This is a genomic window from Rhodococcus maanshanensis NBRC 100610 (genome assembly GCF_001894865.1).
GTDB classification, from domain to species: Bacteria; Actinomycetota; Actinomycetes; order Mycobacteriales; family Mycobacteriaceae; genus Rhodococcus_G; species Rhodococcus_G maanshanensis.
Map to the genome: position 1 here is coordinate 45,801 of NZ_BCXA01000042.1, position 17,882 is coordinate 63,682.

The following is a 17,882-nucleotide window of genomic DNA, read 5'->3' on the forward strand; positions in this document are numbered from 1 at the left end:
ACCGATCCGATGGTGGCCGAGCTCAGCGGCGTCATCGGCGGACCGGTCGGGCGGCACGCGCTGATCGGCAGGTCCCGGTTCCTCACCCCGCTGCGGGTGATCCTGCTGCTGGCGGTCGTCTTCCTCGCCCTCGGCTGGTCCACCAAGGCGGCGTGCCTGCAGCAGGCCCCGAACGGGCCAGACGGCGCGCTCGGCCTCGACTGGAGCGGCAGCCGCCAGTACACCGCGCTGTGTTACTCGGACACGGTGCCGCTGTACGGCGCGGAGCGGCTCGACGAGGGCGCCTTCCCCTACAAGAAGTCGTGGGAGGAGAAGGCAGGCGACGGGTCGACGCAGCAGCGGTACATGGAGTATCCGGTGCTCGCGGGGCTCTACCAGTACGGCTCGATGAAGGTCGCCAAGGCATGGGACGCGGTCTCCTGGCTGCCAGGGGCGCTGCAGGTGGTCCTCTACTTCAACGTGGTCGCGCTCGGGTTGTCGCTGGCGTGGCTGGTCACGGTCTGGGCGACGGTGCTGCTGGCAGGCAGGCGCGTCTGGGATGCCGCACTGGTCGCGGTGTCCCCCTTGGTGATCGTGCACGCCTTCACCAATTTCGACCCGCTGGCGACGGCCTTCGCGGCCGGCGGCCTGCTCGGTTGGGCGCGCAGGCGGCCGGTGCTGGCCGGCGTGCTGCTCGGGCTCGGCGGCGCCACCAAGATGTACCCGCTGTTGCTGCTCGGTCCGCTGCTGGTGTTGTGCCTGCGGGCCGGCCGGATGCGGCCGTGGTGGCAGGCCGTTGCGGGCGCGGCCGCGGCTTGGCTGTTGGTGAATCTGCCCATCGCGCTGCTGTTCCCGGCTGGCTGGCGGGAGTTCTTCCGGCTCAACTCCGAGCGCGGCGCCGACCCGGACTCGATCTACAACGTGATCACCTCGTTCACCGGCTGGCGCGGTTTCGACGGTCCGCTGGCCGCCGGTGAGACCCCGACGAATCTGAACACCGTGTCGTTCGTGCTGTTCGCCGCCGCCTGCGTCGGCATCGGGTACCTGGCGCTGACCGCAGCCCGCAGGCCCCGGGTCGCGCAGCTGTGCTTCCTGGTGATCGCGGCCTTCCTGCTCACCAACAAGGTGTGGAGTCCGCAGTACTCGCTCTGGCTGGTCCCGCTGGCGGTGCTCGCGCTGCCACACCGACGAATCCTGTTGGCGTGGATGACGATCGATGCCCTCGTCTGGGTGCCGCGGATGTACTACTACCTTGGCGTGCAGAACAAGGGCCTGCCCGAGCAGTGGTTCACGGCGACGGTGATCGTCCGGGACCTCGCGGTCGTCGCGCTGTGTGTGCTGGTGATCCGGCAGATCCGCCGCCCGGAGCTGGACCTGGTGCGCGGCGGCGGGGTGGACGACCCGGTCGGCGGCGTCCTCGACGGCGCCCCCGACCGGCCGCCGGGGTGGTTGCCCGCCTGGCTGCGCCCGCGGGAGCGCAGCATGCAGGCCTGGTCCGAGGCGCCCGCTATTCGCTGATCCGCGCCTCGAGCTGGGTGCGGGCGAACGGCCAGTCATCGTCGATCATCGAGAAAAGCGCTGTGTTCCGCCAACTTCCGTCCAGACGTCGGCGGTGCTTGCGGAGGAGCCCCTCGAACTCGGCGCCCAGCTTGGCGATCGCGCCGCGCGAGTGCGCGTTGAGTTCGTCGGTATGCCACTCGACCCGGACCGCGCCGAGATCCTCGAAGGCCCGGCGCAGCAAGAGCAGCTTGGCTTCCGGGTTGATCCGGCCGCCCTGGGCGGAGCGGGAGAGCCAGGTGTAGCCGATCGCGAGCGACTGGTGTAGCGGATCGATCTGGTAATACGAGGTGGTGCCCACCACAACACCGGTCGCGGCGTCGATCTGGACGTACGCCAGCCGCTGCGGGTCGTCGAGCGCGTGGGTGATGTATTCGGTTGCATCCGAGACGCTTTCGATCGGACGCCAGGTCCAGCGGAACAGCGTCGGATCGTCCGCGGCCCGGCACAGGTCCTCGGCGTGCGCGAGGGTGAGCGGCTCGAGGCGGACGTAATCGCCGGTGAGCGTGGGCTGTTCGAACCAGGGGCCCTTCATGACGCCGCCGTTAGGGCCGGATCCCGGTGACCGGGGGCGTGCCGTGGGCCCGCCTCGCTGCCCCTGCCCTCCCACCGCGGGCAGGCGCGGAGGAAGACGAAGAACAGCACCACCAACAGCGCAGCTCGGCCCCAGACGCCGAACTGCACCACGAACTCCATCACGGCCGCGTCCGATCCGGTCGCGAGCTCGTAGAAGTAGCGGAACACCCCGATCCCCATCGCCAGATCCGCGAGCAGGTAGCCCCCGATCAGCGCCCACGGCACCCGCAGGAGCACCAGGAAGGGAATGAGCCATAGCGTGTACTGCGGGGAGTGCACCTTGTGCAGCAGCATGAAGCCGCACAGCATCGCGGCGCTCACCGCGATCCACGGGAAGCTGCCCTCCCGGCGGTACCGGCCCCAGCCGAGCCAGAGCGCCAGCGCGAACGACGCGGCGATGAGCAGCGGCGAGGCCACGCCGACGAAGGTCGCGTAGGCGCTGTCCTGGCCCTCGACGCCGTCGAACAGGCGCAGCACCCCCCAGTACCAGATCGAGTTGGTGGTGATGTCGGCCTGGCGGGCGGACTGGAAGGTGAACGAGGCGAGCCAGCCGGGGTAGCCGGCGATCGCGAACGGCAGGTTGATCGCGATCACCGTGCCCGCCGCAGCGGCGGCCACCATCAGCGCGCCCTTCGGGTCGAACCGGCCCCGCACGGAGGCGGGCAGCTCGGAGCCATCGGTGCCGCCGGTGAACACGAAGGCCATCAGCGGCAGCATGAAGGCACCAGGGTAGATCTTCAGGCACAGGCCGATCGCGAGTAGGACCGCGGCGCCGATCGCCCTGGTGCGCAGCGGGATCCGCTGGAAGTACACGACCACGAAGATCGCCGCGGTTGCGGCCGCGACGACCGGCAGTTCCCAGTTGTGGAAGGCGTACAGGACCAGCGGCGGGGCGGCCGCCCACAGCAGCGCGGGCCAACCCGCGAGCCGGCCGAGCATCCACGCGGTGGCGAGCCCGAACGGGACCAGGATCAGCGCCGAGTTCAGCAGGAACTCGGCGTCGTTGTGCGCGCCGATCCCGCCGAGCCACATCAGCAGCCCACTGAGCACGGGGTACTCGACGGTGCCGCCGGTGAGCAGTCCGTCGGGCGTGATGCCGCCCGAGAGATAGGGGAAGACGTGGTTGTCGATGTCGCGGCCGAGCCAGAGGAACTGGATGTCGGAATAGCAGAAGTTGCTGTCCTTGAGCCGGTCGAAAGCGAGGCTGCGACCGTTCTCGGCGAACGGGGCGCCCGCGCACCTGGCCTTGTTCAGGTAGCCGAGGGCGAGGGTGAGCCCGCACAGCAGCGTCACGATGACCGCCACCGCCGGTGTCCCTGCCTGGGCGCGCGTCCGCATGGGTTCAGCCTAGGTGCTCCCGGCCGAGGGAGGGGATCCATCCGGCCCCGCGCCTGTTCCCCGGGCAAGAGCGATTTCGCAGGTCAGGGGCCGCTCGTGTAACCTGCATGGGTTGCTGACGCAACGACCCTCCTGTCACGGATAGTCCGTGGCCGTTTCACTAGTCCATAGGAGGTGATGAGGTCTTATGCGTCATTACGAATTGATGGTCATCCTTGACCCCAGCCTGGACGAGCGCACCGTCGCTCCGTCGCTGGATACGTTCCTCAATGTTGTTCGCCAGGACGGCGGCAGTGTCGACAAGGTCGATGTTTGGGGTAAGCGTCGTCTCGCCTACGAGATCGCCAAGCACAGCGAAGGCATCTACGCGGTGATCGACATCAACGCGACCCCTGCCACCGTGAACGAGCTGGATCGTCAGCTCGGCCTGAACGAGTCGGTGCTCCGCACCAAGGTTCTGCGCCACAACAAGTGATTTCTGTCTGCGCGTGGCCCTAGGCTCGGCGCAACAGGATTCCACACACTGCAGGAGGAACCCACATGGCAGGCGACACCGTGATCACCGTCATCGGAAACTTGACGGCTGATCCCGAGCTTCGATTCACCCCCGCGGGGGCCGCGGTTGCGAACTTCACGGTCGCATCGACGCCCCGCACCTTCGACCGTCAGTCCAATGAATGGAAAGACGGCGAGGCGCTCTTCATGCGCTGCAACATCTGGCGTGAGGCCGCGGAGAACGTTGCCGAGTCCCTGACTCGCGGTTCTCGGGTGATCGTGAGCGGACGGCTCAAGCAGCGGTCCTACGAGACTCGCGAGGGCGAGAAGCGCACTGTCATGGAACTCGAGGTCGACGAGATCGGCCCCTCGCTCAAGTACGCCACGGCCAAGGTCAACAAGGCCAGCCGCGGTGGCGGCGGAGGCGGCGGAGGGTTCGGTTCCTCGGGCGGTTCGGGCGGCGGACGCCCGGCTGCTAGCTCCGGCGGCGACGACCCGTGGGGCAGCGCCCCGCAGTCGTCCGGCTCGTTCGGTGGCTCCGGTGGTGGAAACGACGAACCCCCGTTCTGATCCCCGCACTGGCGACAGCGCCGGGATCTGATGCGAACGAACATTGAAAGTACGGAGAAAGACATGCCGAAGCCGCCGTTGCGCGACAAGGTGATGAAGAAGAAGGTCTGCTCCTTCTGTAAAGAGAAGAACACGCAGATCAACTACAAGGACACGACGCTGCTGCGTAAGTACGTCAGCGACCGCGGCAAGATCCGCGCGCGCCGTGTCACCGGCAACTGCGTCCAGCACCAGCGGGACGTGGCCGTTGCCGTGAAGAACTCGCGTGAGGTCGCTCTGCTTCCTTACGTCTCGACGGCTCGCTAAGGAAAGGGAAGACATGAAGCTGATCCTCACTGCAGACGTGGACAACCTCGGTGCGCCCGGCGACACCGTTGAGGTCAAGGACGGTTACGGCCGTAACTACCTGCTGCCCCGCGGTCTCGCGATCGTCGCCACCCGTGGCGCCGAGAAGCAGGTCGAAGGCATCCGCCGTGCGCAGGAAGCCCGCGCCGTGCGCGGACTCGACCACGCCAAGGAGATCAAGGCCGCGATCGAGGGCCTCGAGAACGTCTCGCTGACCGTCAAGACGGCCGGCGACTCGGGCAAGCTGTTCGGCTCGGTCACCGCCGCCGACGTTGCCGGCGCCATCAAGGCCGCCGGTGGCCCGGTTGTCGACAAGCGCAGCCTCGAGCTGCCGAAGTCGCACATCAAGGCGACCGGCAAGCACGCCGTGGTTGTGAACCTGCACCCCGACGTCGTTGCCAAGTTCCACCTGAACGTGGTCGCCGGCTAGTCCGACCCACGTTCGCCCTCGGGGCCCCGCAGACCATAGGTCGGCGGGGCCCCGAGTCGTTTGTGGATAACTTCCCACCCTTTGTGATCCATCCCTAGACAAGCGTCCAGTTCGTGTGATCTATCACTGTGATGCAACTCATATTGCGAGGTCGGCGCGTTTCGGCAACACGCCCGGCTGCCCAACCCGTGGGACACGCCGAAAGTATTTTCATCCACAGGTGTGTGAATAACAAAAGGTACGATGACCAGCGAAGATGGGAAGTAGTTACATAGTTATCCTCAGGTTGTCCCCAGGGCGCTAACACTGGTCAACTGCGGATTCCACAATTCATCCACAGTTGTGTACACAGTCCGTGTTGAACGAGCCGGTCCGGATGCCTAACGTCGTGCGCGCGCGTCCTACGGCGGCTGTGCCGGACCCCGATTCCTGGGGTCGGGATCAACCTGTCGGTCCGGGCGCGTATGTATTGCGGGTATTGCGTGTGGACGCACCGGACGGCGTGGCCGACCGGGCGTCGAGGTTTGCGGGAGAGGACGGTTATCGCGTGGCGGTTGTCGACGATCGTGGTCACTCGGACTACTCGGAGCCGGCCGAGCCGCCCCGCGAGGATTTCGGGCGCCAGCCCCCGCAGGACATGGCGGCCGAGCAGTCGGTGCTCGGCGGCATGCTGCTGAGCAAGGATGCGATCGCGGACGTGCTCGAGCGGCTGCGGCCAGGCGACTTCTACCGGCCCGCGCACCAGAACGTCTACGACGCGATCCTGGACCTGTACGCCCGCGGTGAGCCCGCGGACCCCGTGACCGTGGCGGCTGAGCTGGAGCGCCGCGGCGACCTGCGCAGGGTGGGAGGTGCGCCGTATCTGGTGACGCTCACCCAGACGGTGCCGACCGCCGCGAACGCCGGCTACTACGCCGAGATCGTCGCGGAGAAGTCGATCCTGCGCCGCCTGGTCGAGGCAGGCACCCGGATCGTGCAGTACGGCTATGCCGGGTCCGAGGGCCAGGACGTGGCCGAGGTGGTCGACCGCGCGCAGGCCGAGGTCTACGACGTCACCGAGCGCCGCACGAACGACGACTTCGTTCCGCTCGAGGAGCTGCTGCAGCCGACGATGGACGAGATCGACTCCATCGCCAGCCGCGGCGGCCTCTCGCTCGGCGTGCCCACCGGCTTCACCGAGCTCGACGAGGTCACCAACGGCCTGCACCCAGGGCAGATGATCATCGTGGCTGCTCGTCCCGGTGTCGGTAAGTCGACCATCGGAATGGACTTCATGCGGTCGTGCTCGATCAAGCACGGCATGGCCAGCGTCATCTTCTCCCTCGAGATGGGAAAGACCGAGATCGTCATGCGCCTGCTGTCGGCGGAGGCGAAGATCAAGCTCTCCGACATGAAGTCCGGCAAGATGAACGACGACGACTGGACCAAGCTGGCGCGCCGGATGAGCGAGATCAGCGAGGCGCCGCTGTTCATCGACGACTCCCCCAACCTGACGATGATGGAGATCCGCGCGAAGGCGCGCCGGCTCAAGCAGAAGCACGACATCAAGCTGATCGTGCTCGACTACCTGCAGCTGATGTCGTCCGGCAAGAAGGTCGAATCGCGTCAGCAGGAGGTCTCCGAGTTCTCCCGAAGCCTCAAGCTGCTGGCCAAGGAGCTCGAGGTCCCTGTGGTCGCGATCTGTCAGCTCAACCGTGGTCCGGAACAGCGAACGGACAAGCGCCCCATGGTTTCCGACCTCCGCGAGTCCGGCTCGCTCGAGCAGGACGCCGACATGGTCATGCTGCTGCACCGCCCAGACGCGTTCGAGAGGGACGACCCGCGCGGCGGCGAGGCGGACATCATCCTTGGCAAGCACCGTGGCGGTCCTACCGCCACGATCACCGTTGCCCATCAGCTTCACTACTCGCGCTTCGTGGACATGGCGCGGGGTTAGCCAGCTGTTGTTGTGCCGGTGTGGGTTCCGGATCTAGATGAGGTTTTCCGGACCTATCAATTCCATACTTGAGACGAATCACTGCTGCCACTACCACCTCGTGTGCTGACGCACCTGGCTGCAGCGGCGGCCCATCGAAGCTGGTCTGACCTCAGGGGGCGTTACCCTTCTGCGACTGTCACTCGGGTAGCTAGCGCCGTCGAGTAGCTGCGGCGGACACACGCGTTCCAATTGTGGCTTCCAGGTAGCCTTGTTGGACGGGCTTGCTTTCTGTGCGCCGCACCCCTAACAAGAAGAAGCTTCCTCCTGCTTCTACTGATGGATACGACGGCGGGTTGTCCGGGGCATCCTTCGCGTGAGGCGGCAGGTCCACGCCCGCGAGACGGTTCCGGCGACCGGCTTGTTGATCCGAGGAAGCGCTTCCATATGCTGAGTGTTGCGCACGTCGTAATCGGCGCCGGTCCGCGAACTGATCCACCGATCCAGAGGCTGACCGGCGAGTGACATGCGTCTCGTCCGGGCCGGCATCACCCACCGGACGTGCCACACGAGCCGACAAGGCAGAGGAGCGCAGTGAGCACAGCGGAATTGGCACAGTGGAACTCCGAAGAGGCACTTGCGGAAGCGATGATCCCGATCATCGGCGGCCTGCACCGCAGGCATTCGGTGACCATTCTGCTGCACAGTCGCTCGCTGGTGAACAAGTCGGTCATCAAGATCCTGCGGACCCATCGCTTCGCCCGACAGATCCGTGGTGACGAGCTGTCCGTCGAGGAGACATTCCCTTTCCTCGAGGCGCTGACCGACCTCGATCTGCGGCCCTCGAAGATCGACCTCGGCCTGTTGGTGACCGCTTACCACGCCCACGGTGGTGGGGCGCCGATCCCCGAGTTCGTCGCGGAGAGTCTCGCCGACCTGGTCGGTGGTGCCCAGACGAGCCCCGCGCAGCCCCAGGATGTCGTCCTCTACGGATTCGGGCGTATCGGTCGACTCGTGGCGCGACTCCTCATCGAGAAGGCCGGTTCGGGCAACGGCTTGAACCTGCGTGCCGTGGTCGTCCGGAAGGGCGGCGAGGACGACCTGGTCAAGCGTGCGTCACTGCTGCGCCGTGACTCCGTCCACGGTCAGTTCAATGGCACAATCAAGGTCGACGACGAGAACAACGCGCTCATCGCCAACGGCAACGTCATCAAGTTCATCTACAGCAACGATCCGACGAGTGTCGACTACACCGAGTACGGCATCGACAATGCGATCCTGATCGACAACACCGGGATCTGGCGTGACCGCGACGGGCTGACGCAGCACCTCCGCCCTGGTGTGGCGAAGGTGGTGTTGACCGCGCCCGGCAAGGGTGACGTCCCCAACATCGTGCATGGCGTCAATCACCGCGACATCGATCCGACCGAGAACATCGTGTCGTGCGCGTCCTGCACCACGAACGCCATCGTCCCGCCGCTGAAGACCATGGACGACGAGTTCGGCGTCGTGCGGGGCCACGTCGAGACTGTCCACTCGTTCACCAATGACCAGAACCTGCTGGATAACTACCACAAGGCCGATCGGCGGGGCCGATCGGCGCCGTTCAACCTCGTTCTCACCGAGACGGGTGCGGCCTCCGCGATTGCGAAGGCACTTCCGGATCTGAAGGCCAAGATCACCGGCAATTCGATCCGGGTGCCCACGCCGGACGTGTCCGTCGCGATCCTCAACCTTCAGCTCGGTCGCGACGCGACCAAAGATGAAGTGTTGGAGCACCTTCGCCAGGAATCGCTCACCGGAGCGTTGAGCCGGAACCTCGACTACACCGCGGCAACCGACGCCGTGTCGAGTGACTTTATCGGCTCGCGTGCGGCGTGCATCGTCGACGCGAACGCCGCCATCGTCGACGGCGACACCGCCATCCTGTACGTCTGGTACGACAACGAGTTCGGCTACTCATGCCAGGTAGTGCGTACCGTCCAGTACCTCTCGGGCGTGGAGTACCCGGTCTATCCCGCGACGGACGGCGCTGCCGTGGAGCCGGGCAGGTCCCCCGCCACTGCTCAGTGACCTCGCCCCTGCGAGGGGTCGTCTGTGGGGTGGCTGCTGTTGCAGCAGAGGTACGTTCGTCATCGAAACCCTCCTTGCGGTTCCGCGTCGCGTGAACCAGGCCGGCGGTGTGTATCTGGGATACGCCGTGATGACGCTCGGTGCGTGACCGTCGGGCCATACGTCGATCAACTTCACGGCTAGTCGGTGCTCTCAGCAGACGACGTCGAAACGTCTGCTCCTTGAGTCCTCAGATGTCCGGCAGGCAGCGCACGGCCTTCGGTGACCGAGGTCGCGACACGCTCTTGGTCTTTTGACTTGTCGTCAACGCCGCATCAGCAAGATGAGGTAAGCGGGGTTTGCTCGCGGCTAGTCGTCGTTGGGACAGTGGTGGAGCGGCCGCCGTTGTGTTAGACCGCCTTGTCTCACGACTGTCATGCGGAGTGGGCCAACGGTCTCACTTCGGTGCATCCCTGATGATAAGTCGAGATGACCCTTCGTGCCTCTTGCTAGCCCACGTCCTATTGTTGTCGTCACCCGGGCTGATGCAGTCTCTATGCCGATGTCGCGAGAATGGACGGGCAGGAATGGATGCTTGACGAGCGCGCACTACGTGTCCTAGCCGAGGGGGCGTCGATGATGCGACGTGATGTCGACAGCATCACGGAGGACTGCATCGGCCGCGGGATGAATGAGATTCCCTCGTACCGGGCGATTCCCGTCGATGACCTGAGGAGTTCGCTCCACCGGAACGTGATGCGTTCGGCCGAGGTCCTCGAGCGTGGAGACGTCCCGGCGCCCGAGACGGTCGCGGAGGCCACTGGTACGACCGCGGAGCGGGCCGCGCAGGGAATCCCGATCGAGGACATCATCCGCGGTTACCGATTGTCGATAACCGTGATCTATGAGCGGTTCAACGAGTGGGCAGCTCGGGAACAGGTCGATCCAGCCCAGGTGCTCGCTGGTGCCCGTCTGCTCTGGCGCCTCGGCGACCACTTCATCAGCCAGGCCGCGGTGACATACCAGCGCATCGGTATCGAGAATGCCTTGGAGGAGGACAGGGCGCGGACGAACTTCATTCGCGATGTGGTCACCGGCTCGTTCGGTTCGGTGATCGCCTCGGAGTATGGCCTGTCCCCCACCAGCTCCTACCATCCCCTCATCGCACAACCGATCGACGGTGTCGGCCACCATGCTCTCCGGCAACGTCTGGAATCGACGGGACGAAGCGGCGATCGTGCGGCGCTGACATGTGTGTGGGACGAGCGTTGCATCGGGTTGAGTCCCCGAAAGCCCGATCCCGATCGGCTCGGTGTCGTTGCCCTCGGGCCACCGTGCGAGCCCGCCTCTGCCGCAGCAGCGATGCAGATCGCCGAACTGGTGTACGCCGTGGTTGCACCTCGCGGCATGCCGGGGGTGTACACGCTCGACGATGTGACCTGGCGGGCCGGTGCACGGTGCGCCCCCGTGGTTGGCGAGTGGCTACGCGATCGATACCTCAATCCACTTCGGGCACAGGATCGTTCATCCCGAGAGTTGGAGGGCACGCTGGCGGTCTTCCTCGCGCATCGCCGCAATGTCCAGTCTGCCGCTGCCGCCCTCGTGGTGCACCCGAACACGCTCCGGTACAGGTTGAACAAGATCCAGGCGCTGCTCGATGTCGACCTCGAGTGCACCGACGTGATCATCGGGCTCAGCTGGGCGCTCGAGATCGGCATCGATTGACAGCGGTGGATTGTTCGAATCTCCAATAATCTTCGGACCGGCGTCCGTCGACTAGCGGACTGTGTCACCCCATGCTTGTTCAAGCGAACATGACCGTCATCACAGGTGGCGGCTGTCATGCGTTTCGAGCTTGCGGAGGCATGTGTATGAAATCGAAGATCGCCGAGGAGTCCCACGTCCCGGCCGTGGAACGCCCGTACAGGCAAATCGCTGCTGCTGTCGTCGGAAATCTCATCGAGTGGTACGACTGGTACATCTACTCGCTGCTCGCGGTCTATTTTGCCGAGCAGTACTTTCCCAGCGACAGCGAAGGTAGCCTCGTCCCGCTGCTGGCGGCACTCGGCGTCTTTGCGGTCGGCTTCTTCATGCGTCCGCTCGGGAGCTTGTTCCTCGGCCGACTCGGTGATCGCTACGGGCGGAAGAAGGCACTTCAAACCACTGTTTCGTTGATGGGAGTCGGCAGCCTGCTGATCGGGCTGTCTCCTACGTACGCTCAGATCGGCCTTCTCGCTCCGGTGATCCTCATCGCGGCGCGGTTGCTCCAAGGCTTGTCCACGGGTGGCGAATATGGTTCCGCCTCCGCGTTTCTCGTCGAATCGGCCCCACCGAACCGGCGGGGGTTCTTCTCGAGCTTCTTCTATCTGGGCGCGACGGCCGGCAATGTTGCAGCTGTCGGGTCTGTTGCTCTGCTCTCGGGAATCCTCGATCAAGCCGCGATGGAGTCATGGGGATGGCGTGTGCCGTTCTTGATCGGCGCTGCGGCGTCGTTGTGCGCCATCTGGATTCGCCGTAGCAGCGTGGAGACCCTCACCACGGGTGAAGCGCCCTCGGGAAGCCCTGCGAAGTCTGGAATGTTCGACTTTGTCAGGCAGCATCCCCTTCAGACTCTGCAGGTGGTCGGGATGCAACTCGGACCATCTGTCGCCTTCTACACCTGGGTTGTGTTCTTGCCGACGTACGCGCAGATCACGGTTGGTTTCGACCGGGCAGAGTCGATCCGTATCGGACTGATTTCCCTGATCTTCTTCTGGGCTGTCGTCCCCATATGCGGATGGGCATCCGACAAGGTCGGCCGTAAGCCCTTCTTGTATGCCAGCTCCCTCGCCTTCACCGTGGGCACGGTGCCGTTGTTGGGGATGCTGTCGAACAGCTTCTGGAGTCTGCTTGTCGTGCAGTGTGCCGGCATGGCGGCGCTGGCGTGTTTCGCGTCCATCGCGTCAGCGGTCCAGGCCGAGCTCTTCCCCTCCCGGATTCGCGTCCTCGGTATCGGATTTCCCTATGCGCTCACAGTGGCGATCTTCGGTGGAACTGGTCCCTACATCGCCACGTGGCTGATCGACTCGGGTCGAACCTCACTGTTCAGTTGGTACATCGCAGCCCTGTCCGCCATCACCTTCTTGACCTTCGTCTCCATGCCGGAGACCGCCCGCAAACCTCTCGAGGACTGACCGTGACCACTGCTTCCAACTCTGCTTCCGTTCAGATAGCCGGCGCAGGAATGACTACCTTCGGCCGCCACCGGGACCGCACCGTGGCCGACCTCGCCGCCGAGGCTGTGCACGCCGCGGTCGCTGACGCTGCTCTCTCCCTGTCGGATATCGACGTCGCGTTCTATGCAAACACCACGCAATCGCCGCTGGAAGGTCAGCACATGATCGGCGGACAGATTGCCCTGCGCAGACTCGGCTTGGGAGGAATCCCGATCTTCAACGTCGAAAATGCCTGCGCCAGTGGAACAAGCGCTTTCCACCTGGCGGTCGCTCACGTCAGGGCAGGGCTCGCTGATATCGCGCTGGCAGTCGGTGCGGAGAAGATGAATGTCGGTGATCGTGCCCGTGCGATGGCTGTGTTCGACGGAGCGTACGACACCTCGAGGCCCGAGACCCTCGCCGAGACCCTTACCGAGCTCGGCGGTGACATCGATGATTTCGCCATCGGTCAGCGCTCCGTGTTCATGGATATCTATGCTGCGGTTGCGCGCGCACATATGCGCGAGTTCGGCACGACTGAAGAACAGATCGCTGCCGTCGCCGCCAAGAACCACCTGCATGCCGTTCACAACGAACGTGCCTTCTACAGAGCAGGGATGACGGTTCGTGAGGTGCTCGCCGCACGTCCTCTCGCGCCACCGCTGACGGTACCGATGTGTGCCCCACTCACTGACGGCGCTGCAGCGGTTGTGGTGGGAAGCGCGGAGGCTCTCCGGAACCTCGGCGTTCCCGACCCGGTCGATGTGATGGCCAGTGTGGTGGTGTCCGGTCAGGATCGCGATCTCGGCGACTGGAATCGACACGTCACCCGTGTTGCGGGGCGTGCCGCCTACGAACAAGCAGGTGTGGGTCCGGGTGATGTCGATGTCGCAGAGGTGCACGATGCGACCGCATTCGCAGAGATTCTGGTGAGCGAGATGTTGGGTTTGTGTGAGTCCGGCAGCGGAGGAATGGAAGCGGCGAGTGGAGCAACCGCCATTGGTGGGCGAATCCCAATCAATCCATCAGGCGGGCTCGAATCGAAAGGACACCCCCTTGCCGCGACCGGACTCGGTCAGATCTTCGAACTCGTCGAACAGTTGCGTGGCCGAGCGGGAGTCCGGCAGGTCACCGATGCTCGGATCGGCTTGACCGAGAACGGAGGCGGATTCCTCGGATACGAGGAGGCCGTCGCCGCAGTCACCATTCTCGGAAGGATCGATTCGTGAGTGTCATCGACATGTTCGACCGCGGCTGGCGTATGGGTGGACACCGCACCGCGTATGCCGGCGAGCGAGGAACGTGGACCTACGACGAGGCCGGCGAACTGTCCTGCCGGATCGCTCATGCACTGCTCGACGCTGATCTGCCTGCTCAGGCCAAGATCGGGGTCATCGCCCCGAACGACCCACTGGCCTGGATCACCGTACTGGGCACGTGGAGGGCCGGAATGGTCTGGGTTCCCTTGAACCCGTCCAGCTCGCAGGACGTTCTGGTCGATCTCATCGACAGCTTCGACTGCACCGTACTTTTCGTGCACAGCACCATGATCTCGATCGTCGACCGGATCCGTGCATTGGGGAAGGTTCGTCTGGTGGTGTGTATCGACGCACCGCTCGGAGACGAACCTTCGCTGATCGATTGGTGCTCGGAGATGCCGAAGACAGCACCGCCCATACATGTTCGACCTGACGATGTGGTCTCCATCTCGGCAACCGGAGGAACCACAGGAAGGCCGAAGGGCGTTGTGAACACGCATCGCTCCTTCGGAATCACGTTTGCTCACTTCATGCTGGGCGTGACATACGACGCTGACGAACCTGTGGTCAATCTCGCTGCCGCCCCGCTGACGCATTCGGCGGGCATGCTCAGCCTCCCGGTGTCCGCTCGTGGCGGAACGGTGGTGGTGATCGAACGGGCGGAGCCGAGGGCGGTGCTGTCCGCTATCGAGAAGTTCTCCGTGACAGAGGTATTTCTGCCTCCGACGGTCATCTACCGGTTGCTCGAAGTGGTCGAGGAGAAGCACTACTGCCTCGAGTCCCTCCGCTATCTGATCTACGGCGCGGCACCGATGTCCGAAGAGAAGCTGCGTCGTGCGATCCAGCTCTTCGGCCCGATCCTCATCGAGTTCTACGGCCAGACCGAAGCCTTCGGTGCCATATCCTTCCTTCGGCCTGAGGAGCATCTTGTCGACGGCCGCCTGCGTACCGACGGCATCCTCGCTTCCTGCGGCCGCCCGGGACCGTTTGTGAAGGTCGAAATCCGCGACGACAAAGGAAATCCACTACCGGTGGGGCGCAGCGGCGAAGTTTGTGTAACCGGAGACCTCCTCATGCAGGGCTACTATCGCGAGCCTGCGAAGACCGCCGAGACTGTCGTCGAGGGCTGGCTTCACACTGGCGACATCGGCCACCTGGACAATGCCGGCTATCTCTACATCACTGACCGCAAGAAGGACATGATCATCACCGGCGGGCTCAACGTGTACCCAAGCGAGGTAGAGCAAGTCCTGTGGTCGGATCCTGCCATCCAGGACTGTGCAGTAGTTGGTGTGCCGCACGAAGATTGGGGTGAGCAAGTAGTGGCAGTAGTCGAGCTCAACGAGGGCGCCGCTCTCGACCGTCAAGCACTGATTCGGAAATGCAAGGACAAGCTCGGCAGCTACAAGGCCCCGAAAAGGATCGATGTGGTCGATCGGCTGCCGCGCAGCTCGAACGGAAAGGTGTTGAAGAAGGATGTGCGTGAATCCTACTGGAGTGACAGTGCACAGCGAATCTGAACGAGGCATGCTCGATGACCGTTTGTCGGGCAAAGTTGCAGTCATCAGCGGCGCCGGATCGCGTGGGCCTGGAATCGGAATCGGCCGTGCCTGCGCTGTCCGACTCGCCCGGTCCGGGGCCCATGTCGTTCTGGTCGACAACGTCGGGGCGAATCTCGAGGGAACCGTCCAGATGTGTGCCTCTCTCGGTGTGAACGCCTCAGTGGTCGTCGCAGACGTCGCTGATGACTCGACCTGCCGCAGCCTTGCCGCGGACGTGCTCGAGCAGCATGGCCGGGTGGACATTCTGGTCAACAACGTGGGTGTCACCGGCCCGGCGGGAAGCGTGGTCGATATCGACCTGGATGCTTGGCGAACGTGTCTGCGCGTCAACATCGACTCGGTGCTCCTGCTGTCCAGATACTTGATTCCTGCAATGGCCGGCAGCGGAGCGATCGTCAACATGGCCTCGGTCGCAGGACTGCGCGGCGGTCACCCGTCCGTCGCGTACTCGGCCAGCAAGGGTGCACTGCTCAGCCTCACCCAAGCCATGGCCGCGATGCACGGTCCCGACGGGATCCGGGTCAATGCAGTCGCGCCAGGCTTGGTGCACACACCGATGATGGACGCACAGGGGCTGGACGCGCATGTGCGTCGTCTCCGGGCCGAGGCTGCACCGCTTCGAACGGAGGGTACGGGATGGGATGTGGCAGAAGAGGTTCGATACTTGGCAGGACCGGAGTCACGCTGGACTACCGGAATCGTTCTTCCAGTCGATGCAGGACTCACAAGCGCAATCGACCCCGGTAGAGCACCCACCGTTACCGCGAAAGGAAACTAGCTGTTGCGCGTCATGACGTTCTAGGTTCCGGCCCGCCCCGGTTCGAGGCGCGGCCGGCCAGAGCCCCGTCATGACGCGACCCGGCAAGGTTGACTACTGCGCCGGGGCTTCCCGCGCCGGATGTGTGTGACGGAGAGCCTTCTTGTCGATCTTGCCCAGCGCTGTCGTCGGTAGGGCGTCATACACGTCGATACGCTTGGGTGCCCAGACCGATCCCTTTGTGGCGCGGACGTGTTCGGCGAGTTCCCGGGGGCTGGCGGTGTGGCCGTCGTGGAAGACAACCGCGGCGGTGACGGCCTCGCCCCATTGCGGATCCGGTAGACCGTAGACTGCGGACGCCGCGACTGCCGGGTGGGTGCCGAGGGCGTCCTCGACTTCGCGTGGATACACGTTGAAGCCGCCGGTGATGATGGTGTCCTTCATGCGATCGACGATCGTGATCAGCTCGGTGTGGTCACAACGTGCGACATCACCGGTGTGGAGCCATCCGCCTGCGAGCGCCGCTGCGGTCTCTTCGGGCTTGTTCCAGTAGCCGTCCATCACCAACGGGCCTCGGGCGCACAGTTCCCCGGCGGCGCCTGGCGCGACTTCCTGGCCCGACGAATCGAGTATGGCGATCTCGACGCCCGGCATGGCACGTCCACAGCTGCCGAGGACGGCTGGATCGTCGCGGTGCTCGCCGGAGTCGAGCACCGTCAGCGCGTTCGGGGCCTCGGCCTGTCCGTAGTGTTGGCTCAGGATCGGTCCGAACAGCTCACGCGCTCGGGCGATACGCGCGGCGTCGGTGGGTGCGGCCCCGTAGAGGAGCCAGCGCAGCCCTGATAGGTCGGCATGGGCGGCACGCGGGTGGTCGAGCAACGCGTACAGCATCGTCGGAACGAGGAACGATGCAGAGACGCCGTCACGTTCGATCGCGTCGATGACCTTGTCCGGGTCGAAGGACGCGTGCACGTCGAAGCTTGCACCCCGCAGCAGGCCGGGAGCCACGAACAGGCCCGCCGCGTGAGACATCGGTGTGGTGATCAGGAAGTTGGTGTCCTGCGGCCACTCCCAGGTGGAACAGGCGAAGGCATTGGCGACGAGTGACCGGTCGCGCAGCATCACGCCCTTTGGTTCTCCCGTTGTCCCGCCCGTGTAGAAGAGGTACAGGGCCGGCCCTCGTGGGTCCTGCGGGCCTGGCCGTGCCTCGGCGACGAGGCGGTTCAGTGCAGCCATCGTAATGGCTTTCGTGCCCTCCTGGTCGGCTCGGGTGGGGAACTGGGAGTGGTCGACGACGAAGAGATCTGCGGCGCTGTCCCTGAGGATGACTCGGTCCGCTTCCGCAGTTCCCAGCGGGTGCAGTGCTACGTATCGCAAGCCCGCAAGACATGCGGCAACCATGACGGTGAATGCTTCTGGTCGAGGGCCGGACAACAGCGCCACACCGCGTCCCGGGGTCAGGCCGAGTTCCCCGAATGCGGTGGCTGTGCGCTCGATTCGCTCGGCAGCGTCGCGATAGGTCCATACTCGCCGTTGACCGTGGTCGTCGGTGAAACGGAACGCGACACGATCCGGTTGCCGTCGCAGGGTGGTCAGGATCAGTTCCGCGTACCCCGGATCTATGTTCGGATTCGATTCTTCCGCAGGGTATTTCATCGTGTTCCTCCGAAGATGGTGACGGCGGCTACTGCCTCTTCGATGCCGTAGACGCCGCCGCCGTTCTCGGCGATCGCGATTCGCGCGCCGGGCACTTGACGTTCGCCTGCGCTGCCGCGAAGTTGGGTTACCAACTCGAACACCTGGGCCAGACCGGTGGCGGACACCGGATGCCCGCGGGATTCGAGGCCGCCAGA

General features: G+C 64.7%; 16 protein-coding genes. 12 read left to right on the forward strand and 4 right to left on the reverse strand.

Features of this window, described 5'->3' with window-relative positions; translation table 11 throughout:
* Nucleotides 1-9: 9 nt before the first annotated feature.
* Nucleotides 10-1,497, forward strand: a complete 1,488-nt coding sequence (locus RM1_RS19655; RefSeq protein ID WP_245816492.1) for a glycosyltransferase family 87 protein — start codon at nucleotides 10-12, stop codon at nucleotides 1,495-1,497.
* Here the strand turns inward: RM1_RS19655 and RM1_RS19660 are convergent.
* Together RM1_RS19660 and RM1_RS19665 are read right to left on the reverse strand one after the other, a co-directional pair.
* Entirely contained in the window at nucleotides 1,487-2,071 is a 585-nt protein-coding gene (locus tag RM1_RS19660) for a GNAT family N-acetyltransferase (protein WP_072753393.1), read from the reverse strand. The two genes, RM1_RS19655 and RM1_RS19660, sit on opposite strands and share 11 nt — an antisense overlap.
* Complete coding sequence (locus RM1_RS19665) at nucleotides 2,068-3,450, reverse strand: glycosyltransferase family 87 protein (RefSeq protein ID WP_072753394.1); 1,383 nt, start codon at nucleotides 3,448-3,450, stop codon at nucleotides 2,068-2,070. The genes RM1_RS19660 and RM1_RS19665 overlap by 4 nt, the downstream gene beginning before the upstream one ends.
* Before the next feature lie 187 nt (nucleotides 3,451-3,637).
* On the opposite strand from RM1_RS19665, the gene rpsF reads away from it, so the two are divergent.
* From rpsF to RM1_RS19720, 11 genes are all read left to right on the forward strand, one after another.
* Nucleotides 3,638-3,925, forward strand: a complete 288-nt coding sequence (gene rpsF, locus RM1_RS19670) for a 30S ribosomal protein S6 (protein ID WP_027502097.1) — start codon at nucleotides 3,638-3,640, stop codon at nucleotides 3,923-3,925.
* Between the two features lie 65 nt (nucleotides 3,926-3,990).
* A complete protein-coding gene (locus RM1_RS19675; RefSeq protein ID WP_072753395.1) occupies nucleotides 3,991-4,515 on the forward strand; it encodes a single-stranded DNA-binding protein in 525 nt (174 codons plus the stop codon).
* A gap of 93 nt (nucleotides 4,516-4,608) precedes the next feature.
* Nucleotides 4,609-4,821: a 30S ribosomal protein S18 gene (gene rpsR, locus RM1_RS19680; protein WP_425528708.1), complete on the forward strand. Its 213-nt coding sequence runs from the start codon at nucleotides 4,609-4,611 to the stop codon at nucleotides 4,819-4,821.
* Between the two features lie 13 nt (nucleotides 4,822-4,834).
* Nucleotides 4,835-5,290: a 50S ribosomal protein L9 gene (gene rplI, locus RM1_RS19685; protein WP_072753396.1), complete on the forward strand. Its 456-nt coding sequence runs from the start codon at nucleotides 4,835-4,837 to the stop codon at nucleotides 5,288-5,290.
* 547 nt (nucleotides 5,291-5,837) lie between these two features.
* Nucleotides 5,838-7,226: a replicative DNA helicase gene (dnaB, locus tag RM1_RS19690; RefSeq protein ID WP_072753397.1), complete on the forward strand. Its 1,389-nt coding sequence runs from the start codon at nucleotides 5,838-5,840 to the stop codon at nucleotides 7,224-7,226.
* Between the two features lie 573 nt (nucleotides 7,227-7,799).
* The gene (locus tag RM1_RS19695; RefSeq protein WP_072753398.1) at nucleotides 7,800-9,278 is read left to right on the forward strand and encodes a glyceraldehyde-3-phosphate dehydrogenase; all 1,479 of its coding nucleotides are present in this window, start codon (nucleotides 7,800-7,802) and stop codon (nucleotides 9,276-9,278) included.
* Nucleotides 9,279-9,893: 615 nt separating this feature from the next.
* Nucleotides 9,894-10,982: a PucR family transcriptional regulator gene (locus RM1_RS19700; protein ID WP_169922356.1), complete on the forward strand. Its 1,089-nt coding sequence runs from the start codon at nucleotides 9,894-9,896 to the stop codon at nucleotides 10,980-10,982.
* Nucleotides 10,983-11,128: 146 nt separating this feature from the next.
* Nucleotides 11,129-12,430, forward strand: coding sequence for an MFS transporter (locus tag RM1_RS19705; RefSeq protein ID WP_092667858.1), 1,302 nt, complete (start codon nucleotides 11,129-11,131; stop codon nucleotides 12,428-12,430).
* A 2-nt stretch (nucleotides 12,431-12,432) separates the two neighbouring features.
* Complete coding sequence (locus RM1_RS19710; RefSeq protein WP_245816490.1) at nucleotides 12,433-13,680, forward strand: thiolase family protein; 1,248 nt, start codon at nucleotides 12,433-12,435, stop codon at nucleotides 13,678-13,680.
* On the forward strand, nucleotides 13,677-15,230 hold the full coding sequence (locus tag RM1_RS19715; RefSeq protein ID WP_072753402.1) for a class I adenylate-forming enzyme family protein: 1,554 nt from the start codon (nucleotides 13,677-13,679) through the stop codon (nucleotides 15,228-15,230). The genes RM1_RS19710 and RM1_RS19715 overlap by 4 nt, the downstream gene beginning before the upstream one ends.
* A gap of 7 nt (nucleotides 15,231-15,237) precedes the next feature.
* The gene (locus RM1_RS19720) at nucleotides 15,238-16,050 is read left to right on the forward strand and encodes an SDR family NAD(P)-dependent oxidoreductase (RefSeq protein WP_072753403.1); all 813 of its coding nucleotides are present in this window, start codon (nucleotides 15,238-15,240) and stop codon (nucleotides 16,048-16,050) included.
* Nucleotides 16,051-16,143: 93 nt separating this feature from the next.
* Here RM1_RS19720 and RM1_RS19725 read toward each other — a convergent pair whose 3' ends face one another.
* Nucleotides 16,144-17,685 carry an AMP-binding protein gene (locus RM1_RS19725; RefSeq protein ID WP_072753404.1) on the reverse strand — a complete coding sequence of 514 codons (1,542 nt, stop codon included), beginning with the start codon at nucleotides 17,683-17,685 and terminating at the stop codon, nucleotides 16,144-16,146.
* Nucleotides 17,682-17,882 (reverse strand): thiolase C-terminal domain-containing protein (locus RM1_RS19730; RefSeq protein ID WP_439958209.1); only part of this gene is annotated, 201 nt, incomplete at its 5' end. The genes RM1_RS19725 and RM1_RS19730, both read right to left, overlap by 4 nt.

Bases quoted from the DNA above. Each gene is read 5' to 3' on its own strand.
- RM1_RS19655 (WP_245816492.1), top strand. From the start codon at position 10: ATGGTGGCCGAGCTCAGCGGCGTCATCGGCGGACCGGTCGGGCGGCAC.
- RM1_RS19660 (WP_072753393.1), bottom strand. From the start codon at position 2,071: ATGAAGGGCCCCTGGTTCGAACAGCCCACGCTCACCGGCGATTACGTC.
- RM1_RS19665 (WP_072753394.1), bottom strand. From the start codon at position 3,450: ATGCGGACGCGCGCCCAGGCAGGGACACCGGCGGTGGCGGTCATCGTG.
- rpsF (WP_027502097.1), top strand. From the start codon at position 3,638: ATGCGTCATTACGAATTGATGGTCATCCTTGACCCCAGCCTGGACGAG.
- RM1_RS19675 (WP_072753395.1), top strand. From the start codon at position 3,991: ATGGCAGGCGACACCGTGATCACCGTCATCGGAAACTTGACGGCTGAT.
- rpsR (WP_425528708.1), top strand. From the start codon at position 4,609: ATGAAGAAGAAGGTCTGCTCCTTCTGTAAAGAGAAGAACACGCAGATC.
- rplI (WP_072753396.1), top strand. From the start codon at position 4,835: ATGAAGCTGATCCTCACTGCAGACGTGGACAACCTCGGTGCGCCCGGC.
- RM1_RS19700 (WP_169922356.1), top strand. From the start codon at position 9,894: ATGATGCGACGTGATGTCGACAGCATCACGGAGGACTGCATCGGCCGC.
- RM1_RS19705 (WP_092667858.1), top strand. From the start codon at position 11,129: ATGAAATCGAAGATCGCCGAGGAGTCCCACGTCCCGGCCGTGGAACGC.
- RM1_RS19720 (WP_072753403.1), top strand. From the start codon at position 15,238: ATGCTCGATGACCGTTTGTCGGGCAAAGTTGCAGTCATCAGCGGCGCC.
- RM1_RS19725 (WP_072753404.1), bottom strand. From the start codon at position 17,685: ATGAAATACCCTGCGGAAGAATCGAATCCGAACATAGATCCGGGGTAC.